Consider the following 23,342-nt stretch of genomic DNA (forward strand, 5'->3'; position numbering starts at 1 on the left):
CTCTCAAAGGGTTGCGACGTGTTGCCGGTAACGTTCGTAGGCTTGTTGTGACGCCGCGACGTGCGCGGCGACGGGCCGGGTTTCGCTGGCCGGGTCGAGTTTGACGCAGCGCTCGCACAGGTCGGCCAGGGATGTTTGCCCGGCGCCATGACACCACGCCGCCTGGATCGCCCCGCCCAGGGCAGCGGCTTCGCTCTGTTCGGTGCAAATGACGGTAGTGTCCATGATGTCGGCGACGATCTGTCGCCAGACCGGGCTCTTCGAGCCGCCGCCGATCAGGCGAATGCTCTGGGCCTTGAGCCCGTTGGCACGGAGCAGGTCGAGGCCATAACGCAGGCCGAAGGTCGTGCCTTCGACCACCGCGCGGCAGAGGTTGGCCCGGGTCAGGTTAGTGGTCGTCAGGCCCAGCAAGCTGCCGGTGGCATGGGGCAGGGCGGGGACGCGTTCGCCATTGAGGAACGGCAACATGCACACGCCCTCGGCACCGATCGGTGCCTGGGTTATCAGGGTATTGAACGTATCGATGTCCAGTTCCAGCAGCTCGCGCAGCGCTCCGGTGGCGTTGGTCAGGTTCATTGTGCAGATCAACGGCAGCCAGCCGCCGCTCGACGAACAGAACGTCGCCACGGATGCTTGCGGGCTGACCACGGGCTCGGCGGCATACGCATACACCGTGCCGGAGGAACCGAGGCTCATGGTGATCACGCCGGGCTGGATGTTGCCGGTGCCGATGGCGCCCATCATGTTGTCGCCGCCGCCACTGGCGACCACCGCGTCGGGATTGAGGCCCAGGAGTGCAGCGATCTCGGGCAGGATCCTGCCGACTGGCTGATGGGCCTCGATCAGCTCGGGCAAGGCCGATTCCAGCCGGCCGCTGGGGTCGATATGGCGCAGCAGCGCGCGATCCCATTGGCGGGTACGGACGTTGAAGTAACCGGTGCCCGAGGCATCGCCATACTCGCTGCAATGGCGCCCGGTAAGCCAGTAGTTGAGGAAGTCGTGGGGCAGCAGGATGCTGGCGGTTCGCTCGAATACCTGCGGGTGCTGTTCCCGGGTCCAGAGCAGTTTGGACACCGTGTAGCCCGGCGCAATCACCACGCCGAGGCGTTCCAGGCTGCCTTCTTCACCGCCGAGATGCGCCAGGAGACGATCGTTTTCCGCGGTCGTCTCGGTATCGCACCACAGTTTTGCCGGGCGCAGGACCTGGCCCTGCTCATCGAGCAATACCAGGCCGTGCTGCTGGCCGGAGACGCCGATGCCGAGAATCGACTGGCCATCGACCTTTGCATCCGCCAGCGCTTGCCGAGTGGCCTGGGTGAACGCGTCGAGCCATTGCCGGGTGTCTTGTTCCCGGCGGCCGTTGGCACCGCTGATCATGTCGTGGGCGGCGGCGCCCTGGCCGAGTACCTGGCCGCTGATCGAATCGAGGATCAGCGCCTTGGTGCCTTGGGTGCCGCAGTCGATGCCCAGGAACAGTTGTTGGTTTGCCATGGAAATCCTCGGGTCAGCAGCTTGATTACGTTATGGTCAGGGACATATGGTCAGGATCATGGAGTACCTGTGGCGAGGGAGCTTGCTCCCGCTGGGCTGCGCAGCAGCCCCAATCCTGGCAGCGCGGTGAGCCTGACAAACTCAGGGGGTCGCTTCGCAACCCAGCGGGAGCAAGCTCCCTCGCCACAAAAGCGGAGTGTGCCCGCTCAGTCCGCGTCAGCAAGAATCCGCTCTAGTGTTCGTGTCACCCCTTGCTCGCGCAAGCTGTTGCAGCACCATTCGAATGCTGCCACGAACTCGGGCGAACGGGGGATGGCCGTGCCAAAAATTTCTTCCACTGCAAGCATTCTCTGGGTCACCAGCGCGTCGTCGGCCACCAGCGCCTGGCAGAACGCCGCGCGTGGATCGGGGATCGTATAGGTCGTGCCATTTTCATCTACCCCTTTGAGGTAAACAGCCCAGGCCGCCACTACCAGCGCCGCGCGGCGGGTCTGGCCGCCGTCGGCGATCAGGCGGTTGATGGTCGGCACGGTGAATTTGGGGAATTTCGACGAGCCATCCGAACACACCCGTTCCAACTGGTCGGCGATGGCCTGGTTGGAGAAACGCTCTACCAGGGTGTCCTTGTATTCCGTCAGGTCGATGCCCGGCACGGGCGCCAGTTGTGGCGTCACGTCCAGGTCCATGTAGGCGCGGATGTAGCGCACGAACAACGGGTCGTTCATGGTTTCGTGGACGAAACGATATCCCTTGAGGAAACCCAGGTACGTCAACGCGAGATGGCTGCCGTTGAGCAGCTTGATCTTCATCTCTTCATAGGGCGAAACGTCATCGGTGAACTGCACACCGACCTTCTCCCAGGCCGGGCGACCATTGACGAACTTGTCCTCCAGCACCCATTGCACAAAGGGTTCGCACACCACTGGCCAAGCGTCGTCGATGCCATGCTCGTCGTGCAGCTGCAAGCGGTGGGCGCTGCTGGTCATCGGGGTGATGCGATCGACCATGGCGTTGGGGAAACTCACGTTCTGCTCGATCCATTGTTTCAGTCCGGGGTCTCGCAATGTGGCAAACGCCAGCAGCGCCTTGCGCGTGACGGCGCCGTTGTGGGGCAGGTTATCGCAGGACATCAGGGTGAACGCCGGCGTCCCCGTAGCCCGGCGTTTGGCCAGCGCGGCGCAGAGGAAGCCGAACACGGTGTGCGGTTCGTCCGGATGGGCCAGGTCGTGCTGGATCTGCGGCAGATGGGCCATGAATTCGCCGTTGCTGTCGTCAATGCAATAACCACCCTCGGTGATCGTCAGCGAGACGATGCGGATCTGCGGGTCGGCCAGTTTGTCGATCAACGCCTGGGCGCCATCCTCGGCCAACAGCATGTCGGCGATCGCGCCGATGACCCGGACTTCGGTGTCGTCGGTATCGCCCAGTTCATACAGGGTGAACAGGTAGTCCTGGCCAGCCAGATCATCCCGGGCCCGGCGATCTTCGGCCCGCAGGCCGACGCCGCAGATCGCCCAGTCGAGGCCTTCGCCGGTGTTCATCAACGCATCGGTGTAATACGCCTGGTGCGCACGGTGGAAACCGCCGACCCCGATGTGGGCGATGCCCTGGCGGCGGTCGCCCAGGTTGTAAGCGGGCAGGGCGACCTCGGCGTTGAGGTTGTGCAGGTTCTGTCGGTTGAGTTTCATCGCAAATCTCGGCAATCAGGCGGCAGCGCGCAGCGCGCGGCAAACCGCAACGCCTTCGGCATCGAATAAGTGGCAGTGTTCGGCGTCCAGGTGCAGCTCCAGTTGCTCGCCGAAACGGCTCGCCAGGTCACCCCGCACGCGCAGGGTCAGGGCTTCGCCGGAGGCGGTGACGACATGGCAGAAGGTGTCGCTGCCCAGGCGTTCGCTGACATCGGCGGTGACCCGCAGCGTGCAATCACCCGGTTGCGCCAGGTTCAGGTGTTCCGGGCGAATCCCCAGGGTTACCGCGCCGCCGACGCTCAGGTTGGCACCGCTGCGCGGCAGGCTGATGCGGGTGCCGGCGTCCAGCAGCACTTCACAACCCTGGCCGTCCAGGCCGGTGACCTTGCCCTTGAGAAAACCCATCTTCGGCGTGCCGAGGAACCCGGCGACGAACAGGTTGGCCGGCTGGTGATAAAGCTCCAGCGGCGAGCCGACCTGCTCGATGCGCCCGCCGTTGAGCACCACCACCTTGTCGGCCAGGGTCATGGCTTCGACCTGGTCGTGGGTCACGTAGATCATGGTTGCCTGCAACTCTTTATGCAGGCGCGCCAGTTCCAGGCGCATCTGCACGCGCAGGGCGGCGTCGAGGTTCGACAAGGGCTCGTCGAAGAGGAAGATTTTCGGGTTGCGCACGATGGCCCGGCCGATCGCCACGCGCTGGCGCTGGCCGCCGGACAGCTGCTTGGGCTTGCGCTCCAGCATCGGCCCCAGTTCGAGGATGCGCGCCGCTTCGTTGACTTTTTTTTCCACCTCGGCCTTGGGCACACCGGCGAGGTCGAGGGCGAAGGACATGTTCTTGCGCACGCTCATGTGCGGGTACAGGGCATAGGTCTGGAACACCATCGCCAGGTCGCGCTTGGCCGGGCTGACTTCGGTGATGTCACGGCCGTCCAGCTCGATGGTGCCGTCGCTGACTTCTTCCAGGCCGGCGATCAGCCGCAGCAGCGTGGACTTGCCGCAGCCCGAGGGGCCGACGAAAACCACGAATTCGCGGTCGTTCACTTCAAGGTCGATGCCCTTGATGATGGAAAAGCCTTCGAAGCCTTTTTGCAGATTCTTGATTTTCAGGTTGGCCATGATGATGGGCCTCCACTTCTGATGACTGTGTAGGGCGCGTTACTTCACCGCGCCGAAGGACAAACCGCGCACCAGCTGTTTCTGGCTGATCCAGCCGAAAATCAGGATCGGCGCGCAGGCCAGGGTCGAGACGGCGGACAACTTGGCCCAGAACAGGCCCTCGGGGCTGGAATACGAGGCGATCAGTGCTGTCAGCGGCGCGGCTTTGGATGAGGTCAGGTTGAGCGACCAGAACGCCTCGTTCCAGCACAGGATCAGCGACAGCAGCACCGTTGACGCGAGGCCGCCCTTGGCGATCGGCAGCAGCACGCGGACCATTTCCTGCCACAGGGTGGCACCGTCCAGGCGCGCGGCTTCGAGGATGTCGCGGGGGATGTCCTTGAAGTAGGTGTAAATCATCCAGACCACGATGGGCAGGTTGATCAGGGTGTAGATGATGATCAGCGCGAGGCGCGTGTCCAGCAGGCCGAACTGCTTGGCCAGCAGATAGATCGGCATCAGCACGCCCACCGGCGGCAGCATTTTGGTGGAGAGCATCCACAGCAGCGTGCCTTTGGTGCGTTGGGTTTCGTAGAACGCCATGGAGTAGGCCGCCGGCACCGCGATCAGCAGGCACAGGGCGGTGGCGCTGAAGGAAATCACCACCGAGTTCCAGGCGAAGCTGAAGTAGTTGCTGCGCTCGTTGATGTGCAGGTAGTTCTCCAGTGTCGGCGCGAAGATGAACTGCGGCGGCGTGGCGAAGGCGTCGATTTCAGTCTTGAAGCTGGTCAGCACCATCCAGAAGATCGGAAAGAAGATCAGGATCGCGATGGCCCAAGCCAACGTGCCCAGCAGCAGGCTTTGCAGGCGACGGGATTGTTGAAGAGTCATGGCGACGGCCTCAATGCTTGTCGGTGAGGTTTTTGCCGATCATCCGGACCAGGATGATGGCAGCGATGTTGGCGATCACCACGGCGATCAGGCCACCGGCTGACGCCATGCCGACGTCGAACTGCACCAGCGCCTGGTTGTAGATCAGGTAGGCGAGGTTAGTGGAGGCGTAGCCAGGGCCACCGTTGGTGGTGGTGAAGATCTCGGCGAACACCGACAGCAGGAAAATCGTCTCGATCATCAGTACCACGGCAATCGGACGCGCCAGGTGTGGCAGGGTCAGGTGCCAGAAAATCGCGATCGGTCCGGCACCGTCCAGGCGCGCGGCTTCTTTTTGTTCCTGGTCGAGGGACTGCATGGCGGTCATCAGGATCAGGATCGCGAAGGGCAGCCATTGCCACGACACGATAATGATGATCGACAGCAACGGGTAATGCGCCAGCCAGTCCACCGGCTGCGCACCGAAGAGCTTCCACACCGAGGCGAGGATGCCGGAGACCGGATGGAAGATCAGGTTCTTCCAGATCAGCGCGCCGACGGTGGGCATGATGAAAAACGGCGAGATCAGCAACACCCGCACGATGCCGCGACCGAAAAACTCGCTGGCCTCCAGCAACGCGCTGATCAATACGCCGAGCACGATACTGATCAGCAGCACGCTGCCCACCAGCAGCAAGGTATTGGTGGCACCGGGCATGAAGCCCGAATCGGTCAGGAAGTAAGTGAAGTTCTCCAGCCCGACGAATTCGTTTTCACCGGGGTAGAGCAGGTTGTAACGGATCATCGAGAAATAGACGGTCATGCCCAGCGGCACGATCATCCACAGCAGTAACAAGGCGACCGACGGGCTGACCAGGAACCAGCCGGGGTTGGCCAGGCGGATCTTGCGGGCTGGCGGCGGAGCAATCTCGACGGGGGCTTTGGCGGTTGTCGTTGAGCTATTCATGAGCGCTTACTCTTATGCAACACATTCCCTGTGGCGAGGGAGCTTGCTCCCGCTGGACCGCGCAGCGGGCCCATGCCCATAGGCAATCTTTCTGATCGCCAGGGCGGGCTTTGCCCGCCAGCGGGAGCAAGCTCCCTCGCCACAAATGGATATTTACAAGTCTTTACTTGGGATACCCGGCGCGTTTCATCTCGCGCTCGGTGGTGGACTGCGCGGCGGTCAATGCCTGGTCCACGCTCTGCTGGCCGGTCAGCGCGCCGGAGAAGAACTTGCCGACCTGGGTGCCGATGGCCTGGAACTCGGGAATGGTCACCAACTGAATGCCGATGTAAGGCACGGGCTTGAGCGTCGGTGCTTTCGGGTCGGCGACTTTCAACGACTCCAGCGTCACCTTGGCAAACGGCGCGGCCTTCATGTACTCGTCGCTGTAGGTCGAGGCGCGGGTGCCTGGCGGTACGTTGGCAATGCCGTCGGTCTTGGCGACCAGTTGGCCGTATTCCTTGGACGTTGCCCAAGTGGTGAAGACCTTGGCCGCGTCCTTGGCTTTGGAACTGGTCGGGATGGCCAGCGACCAGGAGTACATCCAGGAGGTGCCCTTGTCGGTTTTTTCGTGGGGGGCGAAGGTGAACCCGACGTGATCGGCCACCTTGCTCTGGGTCTTGTCGGTCACGAACGAACCGGCGACGCTGGCATCGACCCACATCGCGCACTTGCCGCTGTTGAACAGGGCCAGGTTCTCGTTGAAGCCGTTGCTGGACGCGCCCGGCGGGCCGGATTTCTTCATGTTGTCGACGTAGAAGTTCAGGGCATCCTTCCACTCAGGCCCATTGAACTCCGGCTGCCACTTCTCATCGAACCAGCGCGCGCCAAAACCGTTGGCCAGGGTCGTGATCAGCGCCATGTTCTCGCCCCAACCGGCCTTGCCCCGCAGGCACAGGCCATACTGTTCCTTGGACTTGTCGGTGAGCTTTTGCGCGAATTCACCGATCTGGGTCCAGGTCGGGTGCTCAGGCATGCTCAGCCCGGCGTTCTTGAACAGGTCCGTGCGGTAATAGGTGATCGAGCTTTCGGCATAGAACGGCAGGGCGTACAACGAGCCCTTGACCGACAAGCCATCGCGCACGGAAGGGAAGACGTCTTCCAGGTCGTAGGACGCCGGCAGGTCCTTCATCGGCTCCAGCCAGCCCTTGGCTCCCCACAGTGCGGCTTCGTACATGCCAATGGTCAGCACGTCGAACTGTCCACCCTGGGTGGCGATGTCGGTGGTCAGGCGCTGGCGCAGGACGTTTTCTTCGAGCACCACCCAGTTCAGCGTGATGTCCGGGTGCTCGGCCTCGAAAGTCTTCGAAAGCTTTTGCATGCGGATCATGTCGCTGTTGTTGACGGTGGCAATGGTCAGGGTTTGTGCGCCGAAACTGACGCTGCTGAGGGTCATGCAGGTGGAGACAAGCAGAGCTTTTACCGAAGGTTTCATCGCGCACTCCTTTTCCGCGCCCACGGGCTGCAGAAGGACAGTTATTGTTTTTGTGTCTTCCGGATGAGAGGAAGAATGTGCGCTGATTACAGCCCTCAATGGATTGCATGACAAATCATTCGTCGCACTTTTACTGATACTTTTTTGCACTGGATGGGATTTGCAAAAAACCCGTGGCGAGGGAATCGGGTAAAGGTCAGGCCTGGTTCTGCTCGGTCAACCGCTGCACCGCCAGCCGCCGGTAGTGCGACGGGGTCATGCCCTTGAGTTGCTGGAAGCGTCGGTTGAAGTTGGAAATATTGTTGAAGCCCGACTCGAAGCACACATCGGTCACTGGTTTGTCGCCATCGGCCAGTAGCTCGCAAGATTTGCTGATGCGCAGGCGATTGACGAATTCGATGAAGCAACGCCCCGTGGCTTGCTTGAAAACCCGGCTGAAATAGGTGGGTTTCATGCCCAGGTGCTCGGCGACTTCTTCCAGGGGCAACTCCCGGGCGTAATGGGCAAAGATGTAATCCACCGCGCGGTTGGTGCGGTCGATGCTGTGTTCGTCCGCCGCGTGTGGTGTGGTGGCGCCCGAAAGCAGCTGGAAGTCGTCGCAGGCCGCCAGCAGCTCCATGAGGATAAAAAAGTAACCCAGTCGGCTCATGCCCTGGGCGTCGGCGATGCGTTGCATCAACGTCATGGCCTGGCGGATGGTGCGCTTGCAGCGAAATTCGATGCCGTGCTGGGCACGCTCCAGCAGCGGTGCGAGGGACTTGAGCTCGGCGAACACCTGGTTGCCGCTTTCAAACAGCTCATCGGTGAAGTTCACCAGCATGTCGCGCTTGGGCACCACCTCGTCCTCAGCCACCTGGCTGATCCAGTTGTGGGGCAGGTTGGGGCCGGTAAGGAACAGCGACTGCGGAGAAAAATTGCCGATGTAGTCGCCGATGAAGACCTTGCCCGAACTGGCGACGATCAGGTGCAGCTCGTATTCCTTGTGGAAATGCCAGCGCACCAGCGGGCAAGGAAAGCCGTGCTGGCGATAGATGATGGACAGCCCGTTGTGGTCGTCCATCAACTCGTAGGAAGGGTCGGTGACTCTGGCTGTTCGGGTCATGGGCCTGGCGCTTTTATTGTTATCGCCGCTGGATAATGCCCCCTTCGCCGCGCAGGTTCCAGCCCCGGGACGAAGGTCGGTCAGCTGTTGCGGTTCTTCTCTTCGATCCACTGGGACATGTACTGGGTGCTCTTGTGCTGGTGATGGCGCAGCATGCTGCCGGTGAAGTTGTCCCGGCGTCGGCGCGCCAGATCGGCACGACAGGCATTGATGCTGTCGGTCAGCGCGGGGCCGTGCACCTGCCGGCGAAAGCGCGCCGCCAGCAAAGCCAGCCCGGCGTCCTGGGCATCGGCCCAGCGTGCCTGATCGCTATACAACTGCACGGCGGCGTTGGCGATGTCCTCGGCGCTCTGCGCGATGACACCGGGCCAGGGCATGCCGGCGTGCATGGCTTCGGCACCGATGGGCGTGGTGACGCTGGGCGTGCCGCAGAGCATGGCTTCGATCAGTTTGCCCTTGATACCGGCGCCGAAACGCAGGGGGGCCAGGCAGATGCGCGCCGCGGACATGACCTGCAAGGCATCCTCCGCCCAGTTCATGATGTAAAAGCCTTGGGCCGGGTTATGCAGCGCTGCGGCCTTGGGTGGGGTGTAGGCGCCATACAGATGCAGCTGTGCACCGGGCAGTCGCTGGCGAATCAGCGGCCACACGGCATTTTTCATCCAGAGTACGGCGTCCCAGTTCGGTGCATGGCGGAAATTGCCGATGCTGAGGAAGTGCGCCCGTTCTTCGAACGGCACGAAGGCTTGCTCAGGCAGGTCAAGCATCAATGGGCACCAGAGCAACAGCTCACGGGGCACCTTGAAGTGCTCCACCAACAGCTCGATCTCGACTTCGGACACCATCAGGTTCAGGTCACACCGGTACAGGGCGGCAATCTCGCGCTTGGCCAGGTCGGTGTCGGCCATCAGCTCGAATTCTTCGCGCAGGGCGGGGGCGAACAGGTCGCTGAAATCCTCGCAGGTTTCATCGGCTTTCAAGCGATCCTTCAAGCGCTGATGCCGCGCGTGCCGCAGGCTTTGCAGGTCGGAGGTTTCCAGTACGCGCAGGGCGTCGGGGCAGTGCTTCTCGACTCGCCAGCCAAACTGTTCTTCCATCATGTACTGGTCGAACAGGACGACATCGGGGGCGAGTTCGCTGATGAATGCGTCAAAACTGCTGTTATTGAGCTCGATCGGTACCTCGCGGATGCCCAGGGCGATCAGGTCGGCGCGGTTTTCCCCGGGCCTGGCGGGGCTGCTGAAAGTGATGTCCCAGCCTTGCCCGAGAAAAGCCTCCAATAACTGCATGACATGCCCACCGGCCGCCGATGAGCGTGGCTCGGGCCAGACATAGCCGATCACCAGGACCTTGGTGGCGGTGGGATGAGACATGAGGGACATTCCTTGAGGCGGGTCAGGCGCGGTCGGCGCGCGGGGCGCCGATAGTGACCAAGAATGCGCCTGGGCTCAAGAAAGAATCTTTTTGACCTTGTCGCGTAGTTGGTCGATGGAGAAGGGTTTGCCGATCACGTTCATGCCTTCGGGCACATCGATGCTTTCGGCATAACCGCTGGCAAACAGGATCGGCAGCCCGGGCCTGGCCAGTTGGGCCCGTTTCGCCAGCTCGCGGCCGTCCATGACCGGCAGGCCGACGTCCGTCATCATCAGGGCGATGGGCTGAGCGTCATCGTTCAGAAACTCAAGTGCCTGCTCGCAGCCGTCAGCTTCCAAAACCTTGTATTCCAGTTCTTCCAGCACATCGACAATCAACATGCGCACGATGTTGTCGTCTTCGACTACCAGGATGGTGGAGGGGGTGTCAGAAGCGGGGACGGACATAATAGACTTCTCGGAAGATGGAATCGGTAGGGGCGCGGCAAAAAATAGCCGTATGCATGAGTAAGTCGCGAAGCGGTACAAGTTCCCGAGGTTGTACAAGAAAGGATCTATAGTACAAGAGCTGACAAGGATAGTCGCATCCTTATGACCCGGTCGTACCGTCAGGAAATTGTGGCATTGCCTTGTCAGATGTATGGATCCAACCCGTATTTTTGGGCAAACTCCATCGTCTTCAACTGTCCACCAAGGCCTTTTCCATGACTCCTTCGTCTTCGGTCGACGAACAAAGTTTTCGCAAGCTCCTGAGCCGCAATATCAGCCTGCCGCTGGGCATGGGTGCACTCAGCGCGGTGTTTTTCATCGTGTTGATCACTTATCTGCTGTCGGTGATCCAGTGGGTCGGGCACACCGATCGCGTCATCAACAATGCCAATGAAGCGCTGAAGCTGAGCGTCGATCTGGAAACCGGCATGCGCGGGTACCTGCTGAGCGGCGACGAGCATTTCCTCGACCCTTACGAGGTGGCCAAGCCGCGCATCGCCGTGGCCCTGGATACATTGTTGGAACTGACAGCCGACAATCCCGTCCAGACCGATCGCCTGCGTAAGGTCCAGGCACTGCAGACAGAATGGGCCAACTATGCCCAGAGCATGATCGACCTGCAGCGCAGCAGCGGTGATTACCGCGGCGCGGTGAAGAAGGGGCGTGGCAAACGGTTGACGGACGAGATCCGCACGACCTTCGAAGACATCGTCGAAACCGAGCAGCAGTTGCGCGCCGAGCGCAACGAGCAGGTGCGCACCACGACGCTCTGGAGCATTGCCCTGTATTTGCTCTTCGTCGCGGCCATCAGCGGGTTGCTGGCCTACGTGGGGCGGCGCGATCTGTTGGCCCTGTCGAGCAACTACAGCGCGAGCCTGAAAGTCCAGCAAGAAAGCGCCCTGCATCTGGAAAAGCAGGCGTGGTTGCGCAACGGCCAGACTCAACTGGCCGAGCAGGTGCTCGGCCAACTGACGCTGAATCTTTTGGGGCGCAACATTCTGCAGTTCTGCGCCCAGTACCTGGGCAGCGTCGTTGCCGCACTGTATGCGCGGGAGGAAAACGGCGTGCTCAAGCGCATCGCCACCTATGGCATGTCCCGGGAAGACGACGAACAGCACCAGATGGTCATGGACGGCGAAGGCATCGTCGGGCAGGCCGTGCGCCAAGGGCGGCTCATCCGTCTGGATGACGTGCCAAGTGATTACCTCAAGGTCAGCTCAGGGCTCGGCCAAGGGCTGCCCAACTGCGTGATGGTGGTGCCGACCCGTGACGACGACCGCATCAATGGTGTCATCGAGCTGGGCTTCCTGCGTCCCCTGACCGGGCGGGACATCGAGTTGCTGGAACTGGTGGCCGGCAATATCGGCACCTCCATCGAAGCGGCCCGTTACCGTCAGCGTCTGCAGGAAGTATTGGCCGAAACCCAGCAACTCAACGAAGAGTTGCAGGTGCAGCAGGAAGAACTCAAGACGGCCAACGAAGAGCTCGAGGAACAGTCGCGCATCCTCAAGGAATCCCAGGCCCACCTGGAAGCCCAGCAGCAGGAACTGGAGCAGACCAACGAGCAGTTGGCCGAGCAGCGCGACGCCATGGACCAGAAGAACAGCGAGTTGAACCTGGCCCAGATCCAGTTGCAGGAGCGCGCCGAAGAGCTGCAGCGTTCGAGCAAGTACAAGTCCGAGTTTCTCGCCAACATGTCCCATGAGCTGCGCACGCCGCTCAACAGTTCGTTGATCCTGTCCAAGCTGCTGGCGGAAAACCCGCAGAGGAACCTCAGCGACGAACAGGTCAAGTTTGCCGAATCGATCTACTCCGCCGGCAATGACTTGCTGAACCTGATCAACGACATCCTGGACATTTCCAAGGTCGAGGCCGGAAAACTCGAGGTGCGCCCGGAAAACACCAGCGTGCCTCGCCTGGTCGAAGGGCTGCGGGACATGTTCAAGCCGCTGGCGGCGGACAAGGGCCTGAGTTTCGAGGTGCAGTTGCAGCCTGACGCGCCGTCGATGCTGTATACCGATCGCCAGCGCCTTGAGCAGGTGCTCAAGAACCTTTTGTCCAACGCGGTGAAGTTCACCGAGCAGGGCTCCGTCTGCCTGACCATCACCGGCCAGCCCGGCTCGGGTATCGCGTTCATGGTGCGCGACTCGGGGATCGGCATCGCCGCCGACCAGCAGCAGAGTATTTTCGAGGCGTTCCGCCAGGCCGACGGCACCACCAATCGGCGTTACGGCGGCACCGGCCTGGGGCTGTCGATTTCCCGCGACCTGGCGACGTTGCTCGGCGGCTCGATCTCGGTCTCCAGCGAGCCGGGGCAGGGCAGTGTGTTCACGCTGGTGATGCCTGGGCGTTATGTCGAGCCAGGGGAGGCGCCTGTCAAACCGATGGCGTTCACCCTGACGACCACTGCCCCGGCCCATTTGCCGGCTCCGACACTGGTCGCCGAGGTGGAAACCCCTGTGCCGCAATTTGCCGATGACCGGGACAAGGCGCCTTTCGCTACCCGTTGCATTCTGGTTATCGAAGACGAACCAAAGTTTGCCCGGATCCTGTTCGATCTGGCCCATGAACTGGGCTATCAGTGCCTGGTCGCCCATGGCGCTGACGAAGGCTTTGACCTGGCCTTGCAACTGAGCCCGGACGCGATCCTGCTGGACATGCGTTTGCCGGACCATTCCGGGCTGACCGTGTTGCAGCGGCTCAAGGAGCAGGCCCAGACCCGGCACATCCCGGTGCACGTCATTTCCGTCGAGGACCGCGTCGAAGCGGCGATGCACATGGGCGCGATCGGTTATGCCGTCAAACCGACGACCCGAGAAGAGCTCAAGGACGTTTTCGCGCGCCTGGAAGCCAAGCTGACCCAGAAGGTCAAGCGCGTGCTGCTGGTGGAAGACGATGACTTGCAGCGCGACAGCATTACCCGGCTGATCGGCGACGATGATATCGAGATCACCGCGGTCGGCCTGGCCCAGCAGGCCCTGGACCTGCTGCGCACGCATGTCTATGACTGCATGATCATCGACCTCAAGCTGCCGGATATGCTCGGCAATGACTTGCTCAAACGCATGTCCAGCGAAGAGATCTGCTCGTTTCCGCCGGTGATCGTCTACACCGGGCGCAACCTGACCCGTGATGAAGAAGCCGAACTGCGCAAATACTCGCGCTCGATCATCATCAAGGGCGCGCGCTCGCCGGAACGCTTGCTGGACGAAGTCACACTCTTTCTGCACAAAGTCGAATCGCGGTTGTCCCATGAACGACAGCGGATGCTGCAGACCGCCCGCAGCCGCGACAAGGTTTTCGAAGGCCGCAAGGTGCTGCTGGTGGACGACGACGTGCGCAACATTTTTGCACTGACCAGCGCCCTGGAGGCGAAAGGCGCCGTCGTGGTCATCGGCCGTAACGGTTACGAAGCGATCGAACGGCTGAACGAAGTCGAGGATATCGATCTGGTGCTGATGGACGTGATGATGCCCGAGATGGACGGCTTTGAAGCCACCGCGCTGATCCGCAAGGACCCGCGCTGGCGCAAGTTGCCGATCATCGCCGTGACCGCCAAGGCCATGAAGGATGACCAGGAGCGTTGCCTGGCGGCGGGCTCCAACGATTACCTGGCCAAGCCGATCGACCTGGATCGCCTGTTCTCACTGATTCGCGTGTGGTTGCCGAATATGGAAAGAATCTAGTGGAACGAAACACTGACATCGAACTTCGTTTGTTGATCGAAGCGATCTATCTGAAGTACAGCTACGACTTTCGTGACTATTCCGGCGCCTCCATCAAGCGCCGGGTCCTGCATGCGTTGAATCAGTTCGAATGCAAGACCATCTCGGCCTTGCAAGAGCGCGTACTGCACGACCCGAGCGCGTTCATGCAATTGCTCCAACTGCTGACGATTCCGGTCAGCGAGATGTTTCGCGACCCTGCGCACTTCCTGGCCATTCGCGAGGAAGTGGTGCCGCTGCTCAAGACGTATCCCTCGATCAAGATCTGGATCGCCGGCTGCAGCACCGGTGAAGAGGTCTACTCGATGGCGATCCTGCTGCACGAAGAAGGGCTGTTGGACCGCACCCTGATCTACGCCACGGACATCAATCCGCGTTCACTGGAGAAAGCCAAGCAAGGCATTTTTTCCTTGGAGAATGTGCGGGCCTACACCCAGAATTACCAGCTCGCCGGAGGCCGGCGTTCGTTTGCCGACTACTACACGGCCGCCTACGATTACGCCATGTTCGACAAAACCCTGCGTCAGAATGTGACCTTTGCCGATCACAGCCTTGCGACGGACAGCGTGTTTTCCGAAACTCAGTTGATTTCATGTCGTAACGTATTGATTTATTTTAATAAAAAGCTGCAAGATCGCGCATTTGGACTGTTTCATGAGTCCCTCTGCCATCGTGGTTTCCTGGTGTTGGGCAGTAAGGAAACACTGGATTTTTCGGCTTTCGGCAAGCAGTTCGAGCCGTTGGTCAAACAGGAACGGATCTATCGCAAGTTATGAGCCCAATGACGGACAGATCCAGGCCCCTGATCGAGGCCATCGTAGTCGGCGCTTCCGCCGGAGGCGTCGAGGCGCTGCTCAACATCTTCACGCCGCTGCGCAAGGGCTTCAGCCTGCCTGTCCTCGTGGTGCTGCATTTGCCCGACGAACGTAACAGCCAGTTGGCCCAGGTGTTTCGTCATCGCCTGGCAATACCCGTCGAAGAAGCCCGGGACAAGCAGGACATACGCCCGGGCACGTTGTATGTCGCAACGCCCGGTTATCACCTGTCGATCGAGGCTGATCGCAGCCTGTCACTGAGCCTAGAAGCGCCGGTGCACCATTCGCGGCCATCGATCGACGTGTTGTTCGAGTCAGCCGCCGATGTCTATGGTCCTCGTCTGCTGGCAGTGGTCCTGACCGGTGCCAACAATGACGGCGCCAGGGGGTTGGCCAGGGTGAAAGAGCTGGGCGGCATCACCGTCGTACAGGATCCGAAGGAGGCACAGGTTTCCACCATGCCCGAAGCGGCGATTACGTTGCATGAGCCCGACCATATCCTAACTTTACAGGGCATCGGCCAGTTGCTGGCCGGGCTGGAATGAACCACATGCCAAGAGATATTCAAGCCAAACTGCTGATCGTCGACGATCTGCCTGAGAATCTGTTGGCCCTGGAAGCGCTGATCAAGCGCGAGGACCGCGAGGTCTTCAAGGCCTTGTCGGCGGATGAAGCGCTGTCGCTGCTGTTGCAACACGACTTTGCCCTGGCGATCATTGATGTGCAGATGCCGGGCATGAACGGATTCGAATTGGCCGAGCTGATGCGCGGCACGGAAAAGACCCGCAGCATCCCGATCATTTTTGTCAGCGCCGCCGGCCGCGAGCGCAACTATGCATTCACCGGCTATGAAAGCGGCGCGGTGGATTTCCTGCACAAGCCGCTGGACACCCACGCGGTCAAAAGCAAGGTCAGCGTGTTCGTCGAGCTCTATCGCCAGCGCAAGGCGATGAAGGAACAGGTGCTAGCTCTCGAGCAGAGTCGCCGGGAGCAGGAGCAATTACTCCAGCAGTTGCAAGCCACCCGTGGCGAGCTCGAGCAGGCGGTGCGTATGCGGGACGATTTCATGTCCATCGTCGCCCATGAGGTTCGTACGCCGCTTAACGGCCTGATCCTGGAAACGCAGTTGCGCAAGATGCACTTGGCGCGCGACAACGCCTCGGCGTTCACCCTGGAAAAGATCAAGGCGATGGTTGAACGTGATGAGCGCCAGATCAAGAGCCTGATCCGCTTGATCGAGGACATGCTGGACGTGTCCCGGATTCGCACCGGGAAGTTGTCCATCCGTCCGACCCGCTTCAACCTGACGGCGCTGGTGGAGAACCTGCTGCGCAACTTCCAGCCGCAGATCGCTGCCGCCGAATGCTCCGTGAGTTGTACCGCCGAGCCTATGGTGGAAGGGCACTGGGATGAGTTTCGCATCGAGCAGGTAGTCTCGAACCTGCTGACCAACGCGTTGCGTTATGGCAGCAAGAGTTCGATCGAGGTGCGCGTCTACCAGACGCCCGACCACGCCTGCATCGAAGTGCAGGATCACGGTATCGGAATCAGCGAAGAGAACCAGAAACGCATCTTCCAGCAGTTCGAGCGGGTATCGTCCAAGGCCGCCACCGCTGGCCTGGGGCTTGGCTTGTTCATCTCCGAGCAGATTGTCACTGCCCATGGCGGTATCATCACGGTCAATAGCCGCCTCAACGAAGGGGCGTTGTTTCGCGTTTGTCTGCCTTTTCAGAAAACTGGCGAACGGACGCAACCTCTGAGTGGCCCCAAGGTCGTATCAGCAGCTATTGATCCAACAAAGGCTTCTCATGAGTGAAGATGCGCAAGACGTTGTACTGATTGTCGAGGATGATCCGTCGATCCTGATGGTGCTGTCGGCCTACCTGTCTGGCGAAGGATACCGGGTGCTCCAGGCTGAAAACGGCGAGCAGGCGTTCGAGATTCTGGCGAGCAAGCCTCACCTGGACATGATGATTACCGACTTCCGTCTGCCGGGGGGGATTTCCGGGGTGCAGATCGCCGAGCCTGCGGTGAGGTTGCGTCCGGACCTGAAGGTCATCTTTATCAGTGGGTATGCTCAGGAAGTGCGCGAGACCGATAGCCCCATCACGCGTAAGGCGCCGATTCTGGACAAGCCGTTTGATCTGGATGTGTTGCAGAAGATCATGCAGGGGATGTTGTCGTAATTCAGCCGGTTGTTTGGGCTTCAATGGGTGTATATCCGTTTCTTCGGTAACGGCTACTTAGGGTTCCGCCCTTACGGCGGGTCACTTTTTTCAGACGCCAAAAAAGTAACCAAAAAGGCTTTGCCCCACCACTCGGTGCCTCGCCAAGGCTCGGCATGCCCTCACTCCGGCATTGCTCCGTGGGCCCGCCGCGAAGGGCCGTCCCTGGCCCAGCGCGGCTATCCCGGCATCCATGCCGGGATGCCCACTCCACAATACCTGCGTTCGGCCAGCGTGGTTAACGGGGCGCTGAGATCAACATCAAAAGCACAGCAAGAGCAAGAGCAAGAGCAACAGCGGGTACATGCAAGCATTTGCGTAGCTGACCCACCGCTATCGCGAGCAAGCTCGCTCCCACATTGGATTTTCGACAGGCCCAGATTTCACGGCCACAGGAATCCCTTGTGGGAGCGAGCCTGCTCGCGAAGGGTCCAGTCCAGCCAACATCTGTATTGAATGACACTCAGTCTTCGCGAGCAGGCTCGCTCCCACATTGGATTTTGGACAGACACAGGCCTCACGGCACACAGCAATCCCTGTGGGAGCGAGCCTGCTCGCGAAAGGGCCAGTCCATCCAACATCATCATTGACTGACCCACCGCTATCGCGAGCAGGCTCGCTCCCACATTGGATTTTGAGCAGACACAGGCCTCACGGCACACAGCAATCCCTGTGGGAGCGAGCCTGCTCGCGAAGGGGCCAGTCCATCCAACATCATCATTGACTGACCCACCGCTATCGCGAGCAGGCTCGCTCCCACATTGGATTTTGAGCAGACACAGGCCTCACGGCACACAGCAATCCCTGTGGGAGCGAGCCTGCTCGCGAAGGGGCCAGTCCATCCAACATCATCATTGACTGACACTCAGCCTTCGCGAGCAGGCTCGCTCCCACATTGGATTTCGGCAGACACAGGCCTCACGGCACACAGCAATCCCTGTGGGAGCGAGCTTGCTCGCGAAGGGGCCAGTCCATCCAATATCTGCATTGAATGACACTCAGTCTTCGCGAGCAGGCTCGCTCCCACATTGGATTTTGGGTAGACACAGGCCTCACTGCACACAGCAATCCCTGTGGGAGCGAGCCTGCTCGCGAAGGGGCCAGTCCAGCCAACATCTGTATTGACTGGCACTCAGTCTTCGCGAGCAGGCTCGCTCCCACATTGGATTTCGGCAGACACAGGCCTCACGGCACACAGCAATCCCTGTGGGAGCGAGCTTGCTCGCGAAGGGGCCAGTCCATCCAACATCATCATTGGCTGACCCACCGCTATCGCGAGCAGGCTCGCTCCCACATTGGATTATGGGCAGACACAGGCCTCACGGCACACAGCAATCCCTGTGGGAGCGAGCTTGCTCGCGAAGGGGTCAAACCTTGATCATCTCCCGCACCTTCGCCGTCAACAGATCAAACGTGAACGGCTTGGTGATCATCTGCATGCCAGGGTCGAGGAAACCACCGCGCACCGCCGCGTGCTCGGCGTAACCGGTAATGAACAGCACTTTCAGATCGGGGCGGATCTGCCGGCCGATTTCGGCCAGTTGCCGCCCATTCATGCCGGGCAGGCCCACATCGCTGATCAACAGGTCGATGCGCTGGTTCGATTGCAGGATCGGCATCGCCGCGTTTGCGTCGCCGGCCTCGACGAAGGCGTAGCCCAACTCGCTCAGCACTGCGCTGACCAACACTCGCACCGCCGCATCATCTTCGACGATGAGCACGGTTTCGCCATCCTGCGCATAAGGCGCCTGCTGGGTGGCGACGGCCGGTTCGTGTATCTCCTCGCCCACAAAGCGCGGCAGATAAAGGTTCACGGTGGTGCCTTTGTCGACCTCGCTGTCGATGGTCACGTGGCCACGGGACTGCTTGCTGAAGCCATAGATCATCGAAAGACCCAGGCCGGTGCCCTGGCCGATCGGCTTGGTCGTGAAGAAAGGATCGAACGCACGATGCATCACCGATTCCGGCATGCCGCATCCGCTATCCTGCACGCTTAACACCACGTAGTCCCCGGGCTCAAGGTTGGTGTAGGCGTCGGTGAAGCCGGTGTCCAGGTAACGATTGAACGTCTGCACCAGCAGTTTGCCGCCACCGGGCATCGCATCGCGAGCGTTGAGTACCAGGTTGAGCAGGGCGCTTTCAAGTTGATTGGGGTCGGCTTCGGCGATCCAGAGTTGCTCGTCCAGTTGCATTTCCAGGCGGATGCTCTCGTTGAGGCTGCGCTGCAGCAGCTCGCCCATGGACAATACGAGCGTGTTCATTTGCACAGCCTTGGAGTCCAGCGATTGCCGCCGGGAAAAGGCCAGCAGCCGATGCGTCAGTCCTGCCGCCCGGTTGGCCGAGGTCACGCCCAGGTCGATCAGGCTGTCCAGGTCTTCGGTGCGGCCGCGGGCCAGGCGTCGGCGCAGCAATTCGAGGCTGCCGATGATGCCGGTGAGCATGTTGTTGAAGTCATGGGCGATGCCGCCGGTCAATTGGCCGACTGCTTCCATTTTCTGCGACTGGCGCAGGGCTTCTTCGTTATGACGCAGCTGGGCGGTGCGCTCCTCCACCTGTTGTTCCAAGGTTTCGAGGGTCGTTTGCAGGCGCAGCTCGCTGTTGCTCAGGTCGATCAGCCGGTCCCGCGCTTCGTATTGCCTGCGGCGTCCGCGCAACGCGGTGGTCACCAGGCTGACGAGCGTCACCGGATGGAACGGACGCTCCAGGAACGTCACGTTGCCCAGCTGCACGCCGATGCGTGCCACCGGGTTCTGCTCCGGGCCACCGTGATGAGTCAGCAGGACAATTGGCAAGTCGGACCAGGCCGGCTGCTGTTCGATGTGCTGGAACAGGGTTTCCAGATCCGGTCCGACCAGGGCTTCCGATGAAATCACCAAAAGGCCTGCGCCTTGCCCCAATTCTTCGCATAAATGGCCCAGATGACTGCAAACGAGGCCGTTGAAACCGGCTTCCTTGAGAATCATCAGGGCAATCTGGCTGTCCCGTCCGAGCGGCGCGAGAATCAACGCCCGCTCGGACAGTGGCTCGGCCGACGTCACGGAGTCTCATCCTCAAGCAACGGGTTGTCCGCGCCCATATAGGTCGGTACGCCGCGCAACACGCCCTGGAATGCTTCCAGCGGTTGGCCGATGGTCATGCCCTGCGTGCTGATGCGATATTCACGGATAGTCGACTCATGGGCGCCGGTGCGCTTCTTGATAACGGAAACCGCCCGGCGAACCTTGCCCAGCGCTTCGAAGTAACGCAGCAGGATGACGGTGTCGGCGAGGTAGGTAATGTCCACTGGCGCCTGCATGTCGCCCACCAGCCCGTGTTGCGCGACGGTCATGAAGGTCGCCGCGCCTTTGCGGTTGAGGTAGAGCAACAGCTCATGCATATGCAAGACCAGGGCGTTTTCTTCCGGCATGGCGGCCTGGTAGCCGTTGATGCTGTCGATCACCACGGTTTTGATGTTGCCGTCACTGACACAACGCCGCACACGATGGGAAAACTCACCCGGAGACAGCTCCGCGGCGTCGACCTGCTCGATCAGCAGGTTGCCGGTTTTTTGCAATTCGTGCAGATCGATGCCGATGTTTTTCATGCGCTCGAACAGCAGCCCCAGCTCTTCGTCGAAGATGAACAGCGCGGCTTTTTCTCCGCGCAGCACGGCGGCAGCAGCGAAGATCAATGCGATGAGCGATTTGCCGGTACCGGCCGGACCGAGAATCAGCGTGCTGGAGCCGGTCTCGATGCCACCGCCCAACAGGGCGTCCATTTCGGCGATGCCGCTGGACAGCTGTTGACGCAAGTACTGGCCACGATGCTCGGCGGCCACCAGGCGAGGGAAGACGTGCAGGCCGTCGCTCATGATGGTGAAATCGTGGTAGCCGCCACGGTATTTCTGCCCGCGATACTTGACCACCCGCAGCCGGCGCCGTTCGGCACCGTAGTTGGGGGTCAGTTCCTCGAGGCGAATGACGCCGTGAGCCACGCTGTGCACGGTCTTGTCCAGGGATTCAGTGGTCAGGTCATCCAGGAGCAGGACCGTGGCGTCATAACGCACGAAGTAGTGTTTGATCGCGAGGATCTGCCGACGATAGCGCAGAGAGCTCTGCGCCAGCAGCCGGATCTCCGAAAGGCTGTCCAGCACGACCCGGGTCGGCTTGATGCGCTCCACCACTTCGAAGATCTGCCGGGTCGCTTCCCCCAGTTCCAGGTCGGAGGAATACAGCAGGCTCTGTTGCTGATCGGCGTTGAGCAGGCTCTCGGGCGGGGTCAGCTCGAAGATGTGGATGCTCTCATCGAGCGTCCATCCATGGGAGGCCGCGCCCTGACGCAATTCACGCTCGGTTTCCGACAGCGTGATATACAACGAGCGTTCGCCGGCCTTGGCGCCGGCCATCAGGAAATGCAACGCGACCGTGGTTTTACCGGTACCCGGCTCTCCCTCTAGGAGAAACACGTGACCCCGGGACAAACCACCGGAAAGGACATCGTCCAGCCCTTCGATCCCGGTGGCGGCTTTTGCGCTGATCGACTCGTTAGATGTAATCAAAAATAACCCTCTCATGACTAGGGAAGTGGGCAGCAGGCGGGGTATCGCCTGAAAATGAACTGCCTGAACACTTGACCTTTGGCAGTGATGGCGGTTCCGCTTCCTTTGACAAAACGCGCACTGCTGCACAACTTTCCACCCGCGCAAATGGGCCTACAGGCCTTGTTGTATCGCCGGGTCGTCGGGGTTCAGTTGTTCCAGTTGGGCCAATAAAACCTGGACATGCTGCAACTGACCGGTCTCCTTCCAATAATTGATCAGCAATACCCGCGCCTTGCGATCGGCGGGGTAGCGCTGGACGATTTCCTGTAGCTGCTTCTGCGCGGCTTCCACCTCCTGCTCGGCGTGCAAAGTGGTCGCCAGGTCATAGCGGTAGTGCCGGTTCTCAGGCTCAAGCTCCACCGCTTTGGCCAGGCCAAGCACGGCGTATTCGGTCTGCCCGTGCTGGAGCAGCCACATGCCCAGCGCATGTTGCAGATAAGCCGATGCCGGCTGGGTTTGCAACTGCCGGGCGAGTAGTTGGCGTGCAGCTTCGGCCTGGCCTTGTCGGTCCAGCACATCGACCTGCATGACCAGCGCCGGCAGGTTGTCCGACTGCAGGCGCAGGGCCTGCTCCAGCGCCTGCTGGGCTTTTTTCAGATCAGCGTTATGCAGGTACAGCCGGGCGAGCTGATAGAGCGACTCGGTGGTGGGCGGAGCGTCGTTGAGTACCTGCTTCCAGGTGTCGGCGGCGATCTGCATCGCGCCGAAATACAGGCCCAATTCATCTGGCGAAAGACCCAGCAGGGCATTCACGGCGGCAAACCGGACGTCCGGCTCGTTGTCCTCCAGGAGCGGGCCGAGCAGCAGGCTGCGCTGGGCGTTCGGTACCAGCCCGACGATGCTGTCGATGGCCGCGCGGCGCACCTGCGGCGATTCGCTGTGCAAGTCCGCTTGCGCCAGTTTCAGGGCCTGGGGGCTCGGGTAGTTGGGCAGCTCGGCGTGCAAGCGTACGCGGCGCTTGGGTGAGAGGTCCGGGCGTCCCAGTTGCTGGTAAAGCATCCGCGCCGCGCCGGGCTGCCCGTTGCGGGCGTTGTCCAGGGCCTCACTGTAACCACGCTTGATTGCTTCGGGGATTTGCGGCGTGGTGCTGCGTAGCCATATCGCGACGAGACCGATGACCAGGACGATGGCGAGGCTGAGGAGCAGATAGCGGCGAGACGAGGACATTCAGGTAATCCATAACCAGAAGCGTGAAGTGTCGCAAGCTTCGGTCAGGTCCGGGCTTGAGTCAAACCTGAATGGCGGTGAAGGACCTGTGGGAGCGAGCCTGCTCGCGATGGCGGTGGGGCAGGCAATGACATTTCATCGCCAGGAACCCGATATATCAGACAACCCTGTGGCGAGGGAGCTTGCTCCCGCTGGCCGGCAAAGCCGGCCCTGGCTGTCTTCAGGCAGACCGCGTCAGCCGGTTTTGCGACTGCTGCGCAGCCGAGCGGGAGCGAGCTC

17 protein-coding genes are annotated in these 23,342 nt (G+C 61.0%); 5 read left to right on the top strand and 12 right to left on the bottom strand.

The genetic code is table 11. The features are described from left to right. Nucleotides 1-3: 3 nt before the first annotated feature. The 9 genes from xylB to J3P94_RS12970 form a co-directional block, all read right to left on the bottom strand. On the bottom strand, nucleotides 4-1,491 hold the full coding sequence (gene xylB, locus J3P94_RS12930; RefSeq protein ID WP_434573878.1) for a xylulokinase: 1,488 nt from the start codon (nucleotides 1,489-1,491) through the stop codon (nucleotides 4-6). Between the two features lie 206 nt (nucleotides 1,492-1,697). Continuing rightward, a complete protein-coding gene (locus tag J3P94_RS12935; RefSeq protein ID WP_434573880.1) occupies nucleotides 1,698-3,179 on the bottom strand; it encodes a mannitol dehydrogenase family protein in 1,482 nt (493 codons plus the stop codon). 15 nt (nucleotides 3,180-3,194) lie between these two features. After that, nucleotides 3,195-4,298: an ABC transporter ATP-binding protein gene (locus J3P94_RS12940; protein WP_434573882.1), complete on the bottom strand. Its 1,104-nt coding sequence runs from the start codon at nucleotides 4,296-4,298 to the stop codon at nucleotides 3,195-3,197. Between the two features lie 39 nt (nucleotides 4,299-4,337). After that, complete coding sequence (locus tag J3P94_RS12945) at nucleotides 4,338-5,168, bottom strand: carbohydrate ABC transporter permease (protein WP_014338173.1); 831 nt, start codon at nucleotides 5,166-5,168, stop codon at nucleotides 4,338-4,340. A 10-nt stretch (nucleotides 5,169-5,178) separates the two neighbouring features. Beyond that, on the bottom strand, nucleotides 5,179-6,114 hold the full coding sequence (locus tag J3P94_RS12950; RefSeq protein ID WP_434573883.1) for a carbohydrate ABC transporter permease: 936 nt from the start codon (nucleotides 6,112-6,114) through the stop codon (nucleotides 5,179-5,181). A 163-nt stretch (nucleotides 6,115-6,277) separates the two neighbouring features. Beyond that, entirely contained in the window at nucleotides 6,278-7,588 is a 1,311-nt protein-coding gene (locus tag J3P94_RS12955; RefSeq protein ID WP_434573885.1) for an ABC transporter substrate-binding protein, read from the bottom strand. A gap of 196 nt (nucleotides 7,589-7,784) precedes the next feature. Further along, nucleotides 7,785-8,690 carry an AraC family transcriptional regulator gene (locus J3P94_RS12960; RefSeq protein ID WP_434573887.1) on the bottom strand — a complete coding sequence of 302 codons (906 nt, stop codon included), beginning with the start codon at nucleotides 8,688-8,690 and terminating at the stop codon, nucleotides 7,785-7,787. Nucleotides 8,691-8,770: 80 nt separating this feature from the next. Next, on the bottom strand, nucleotides 8,771-10,063 hold the full coding sequence (locus tag J3P94_RS12965) for a glycosyltransferase (protein ID WP_434573889.1): 1,293 nt from the start codon (nucleotides 10,061-10,063) through the stop codon (nucleotides 8,771-8,773). A 75-nt stretch (nucleotides 10,064-10,138) separates the two neighbouring features. After that, the gene (locus tag J3P94_RS12970; RefSeq protein ID WP_434573892.1) at nucleotides 10,139-10,510 is read right to left on the bottom strand and encodes a response regulator; all 372 of its coding nucleotides are present in this window, start codon (nucleotides 10,508-10,510) and stop codon (nucleotides 10,139-10,141) included. Nucleotides 10,511-10,767: 257 nt separating this feature from the next. On the opposite strand from J3P94_RS12970, the gene J3P94_RS12975 reads away from it, so the two are divergent. The 5 genes from J3P94_RS12975 to J3P94_RS12995 are packed head-to-tail and all read left to right on the top strand — an operon-like array spanning nucleotide 10,768 to nucleotide 17,278. Continuing rightward, the gene (locus J3P94_RS12975; RefSeq protein ID WP_434573894.1) at nucleotides 10,768-14,238 is read left to right on the top strand and encodes a response regulator; all 3,471 of its coding nucleotides are present in this window, start codon (nucleotides 10,768-10,770) and stop codon (nucleotides 14,236-14,238) included. Next, a complete protein-coding gene (locus J3P94_RS12980) occupies nucleotides 14,238-15,053 on the top strand; it encodes a CheR family methyltransferase (RefSeq protein WP_434573896.1) in 816 nt (271 codons plus the stop codon). The genes J3P94_RS12975 and J3P94_RS12980 overlap by 1 nt, the downstream gene beginning before the upstream one ends. Further along, nucleotides 15,050-15,637, top strand: coding sequence for a chemotaxis protein CheB (locus tag J3P94_RS12985; RefSeq protein WP_434573898.1), 588 nt, complete (start codon nucleotides 15,050-15,052; stop codon nucleotides 15,635-15,637). The genes J3P94_RS12980 and J3P94_RS12985 overlap by 4 nt, the downstream gene beginning before the upstream one ends. Before the next feature lie 5 nt (nucleotides 15,638-15,642). After that, the gene (locus tag J3P94_RS12990; protein WP_434573900.1) at nucleotides 15,643-16,908 is read left to right on the top strand and encodes a hybrid sensor histidine kinase/response regulator; all 1,266 of its coding nucleotides are present in this window, start codon (nucleotides 15,643-15,645) and stop codon (nucleotides 16,906-16,908) included. Continuing rightward, nucleotides 16,901-17,278, top strand: coding sequence for a response regulator (locus J3P94_RS12995; RefSeq protein ID WP_434573902.1), 378 nt, complete (start codon nucleotides 16,901-16,903; stop codon nucleotides 17,276-17,278). Before J3P94_RS12990 ends, J3P94_RS12995 begins: the two co-directional genes overlap by 8 nt. Nucleotides 17,279-18,684: 1,406 nt before the next feature. On the opposite strand, the gene J3P94_RS13000 is transcribed toward J3P94_RS12995, so the two are convergent. From J3P94_RS13000 to J3P94_RS13010, 3 genes are all read right to left on the bottom strand, one after another. After that, nucleotides 18,685-20,355 (bottom strand): response regulator, encoded by a 1,671-nt coding sequence (locus J3P94_RS13000; protein ID WP_434573904.1) that lies wholly within the window; start codon nucleotides 20,353-20,355, stop codon nucleotides 18,685-18,687. Next, a complete protein-coding gene (locus J3P94_RS13005) occupies nucleotides 20,352-21,869 on the bottom strand; it encodes an ATPase domain-containing protein (protein ID WP_434573906.1) in 1,518 nt (505 codons plus the stop codon). Before J3P94_RS13005 ends, J3P94_RS13000 begins: the two co-directional genes overlap by 4 nt. Nucleotides 21,870-22,007: 138 nt before the next feature. Further along, nucleotides 22,008-23,063, bottom strand: a complete 1,056-nt coding sequence (locus J3P94_RS13010; protein ID WP_434573908.1) for a hypothetical protein — start codon at nucleotides 23,061-23,063, stop codon at nucleotides 22,008-22,010. Nucleotides 23,064-23,342 lie beyond the last annotated feature (279 nt).

Origin of the sequence: Pseudomonas sp. Z3-8, assembly GCF_051131975.1 — a bacterium.
Lineage (GTDB): Bacteria > Pseudomonadota > Gammaproteobacteria > Pseudomonadales > Pseudomonadaceae > Aquipseudomonas.

Bases quoted from the DNA above. Each gene is read 5' to 3' on its own strand.
- J3P94_RS12935 (WP_434573880.1), bottom strand. From the start codon at position 3,179: ATGAAACTCAACCGACAGAACCTGCACAACCTCAACGCCGAGGTCGCC.
- J3P94_RS12995 (WP_434573902.1), top strand. From the start codon at position 16,901: ATGAGTGAAGATGCGCAAGACGTTGTACTGATTGTCGAGGATGATCCG.
- J3P94_RS12985 (WP_434573898.1), top strand. From the start codon at position 15,050: ATGAGCCCAATGACGGACAGATCCAGGCCCCTGATCGAGGCCATCGTA.
- J3P94_RS12960 (WP_434573887.1), bottom strand. From the start codon at position 8,690: ATGACCCGAACAGCCAGAGTCACCGACCCTTCCTACGAGTTGATGGAC.
- J3P94_RS12965 (WP_434573889.1), bottom strand. From the start codon at position 10,063: ATGTCTCATCCCACCGCCACCAAGGTCCTGGTGATCGGCTATGTCTGG.
- xylB (WP_434573878.1), bottom strand. From the start codon at position 1,491: ATGGCAAACCAACAACTGTTCCTGGGCATCGACTGCGGCACCCAAGGC.
- J3P94_RS12945 (WP_014338173.1), bottom strand. From the start codon at position 5,168: ATGACTCTTCAACAATCCCGTCGCCTGCAAAGCCTGCTGCTGGGCACG.
- J3P94_RS12950 (WP_434573883.1), bottom strand. From the start codon at position 6,114: ATGAATAGCTCAACGACAACCGCCAAAGCCCCCGTCGAGATTGCTCCG.
- J3P94_RS12990 (WP_434573900.1), top strand. From the start codon at position 15,643: ATGCCAAGAGATATTCAAGCCAAACTGCTGATCGTCGACGATCTGCCT.
- J3P94_RS12940 (WP_434573882.1), bottom strand. From the start codon at position 4,298: ATGGCCAACCTGAAAATCAAGAATCTGCAAAAAGGCTTCGAAGGCTTT.
- J3P94_RS12955 (WP_434573885.1), bottom strand. From the start codon at position 7,588: ATGAAACCTTCGGTAAAAGCTCTGCTTGTCTCCACCTGCATGACCCTC.
- J3P94_RS13010 (WP_434573908.1), bottom strand. From the start codon at position 23,063: ATGTCCTCGTCTCGCCGCTATCTGCTCCTCAGCCTCGCCATCGTCCTG.
- J3P94_RS12975 (WP_434573894.1), top strand. From the start codon at position 10,768: ATGACTCCTTCGTCTTCGGTCGACGAACAAAGTTTTCGCAAGCTCCTG.
- J3P94_RS12970 (WP_434573892.1), bottom strand. From the start codon at position 10,510: ATGTCCGTCCCCGCTTCTGACACCCCCTCCACCATCCTGGTAGTCGAA.
- J3P94_RS13005 (WP_434573906.1), bottom strand. From the start codon at position 21,869: ATGAGAGGGTTATTTTTGATTACATCTAACGAGTCGATCAGCGCAAAA.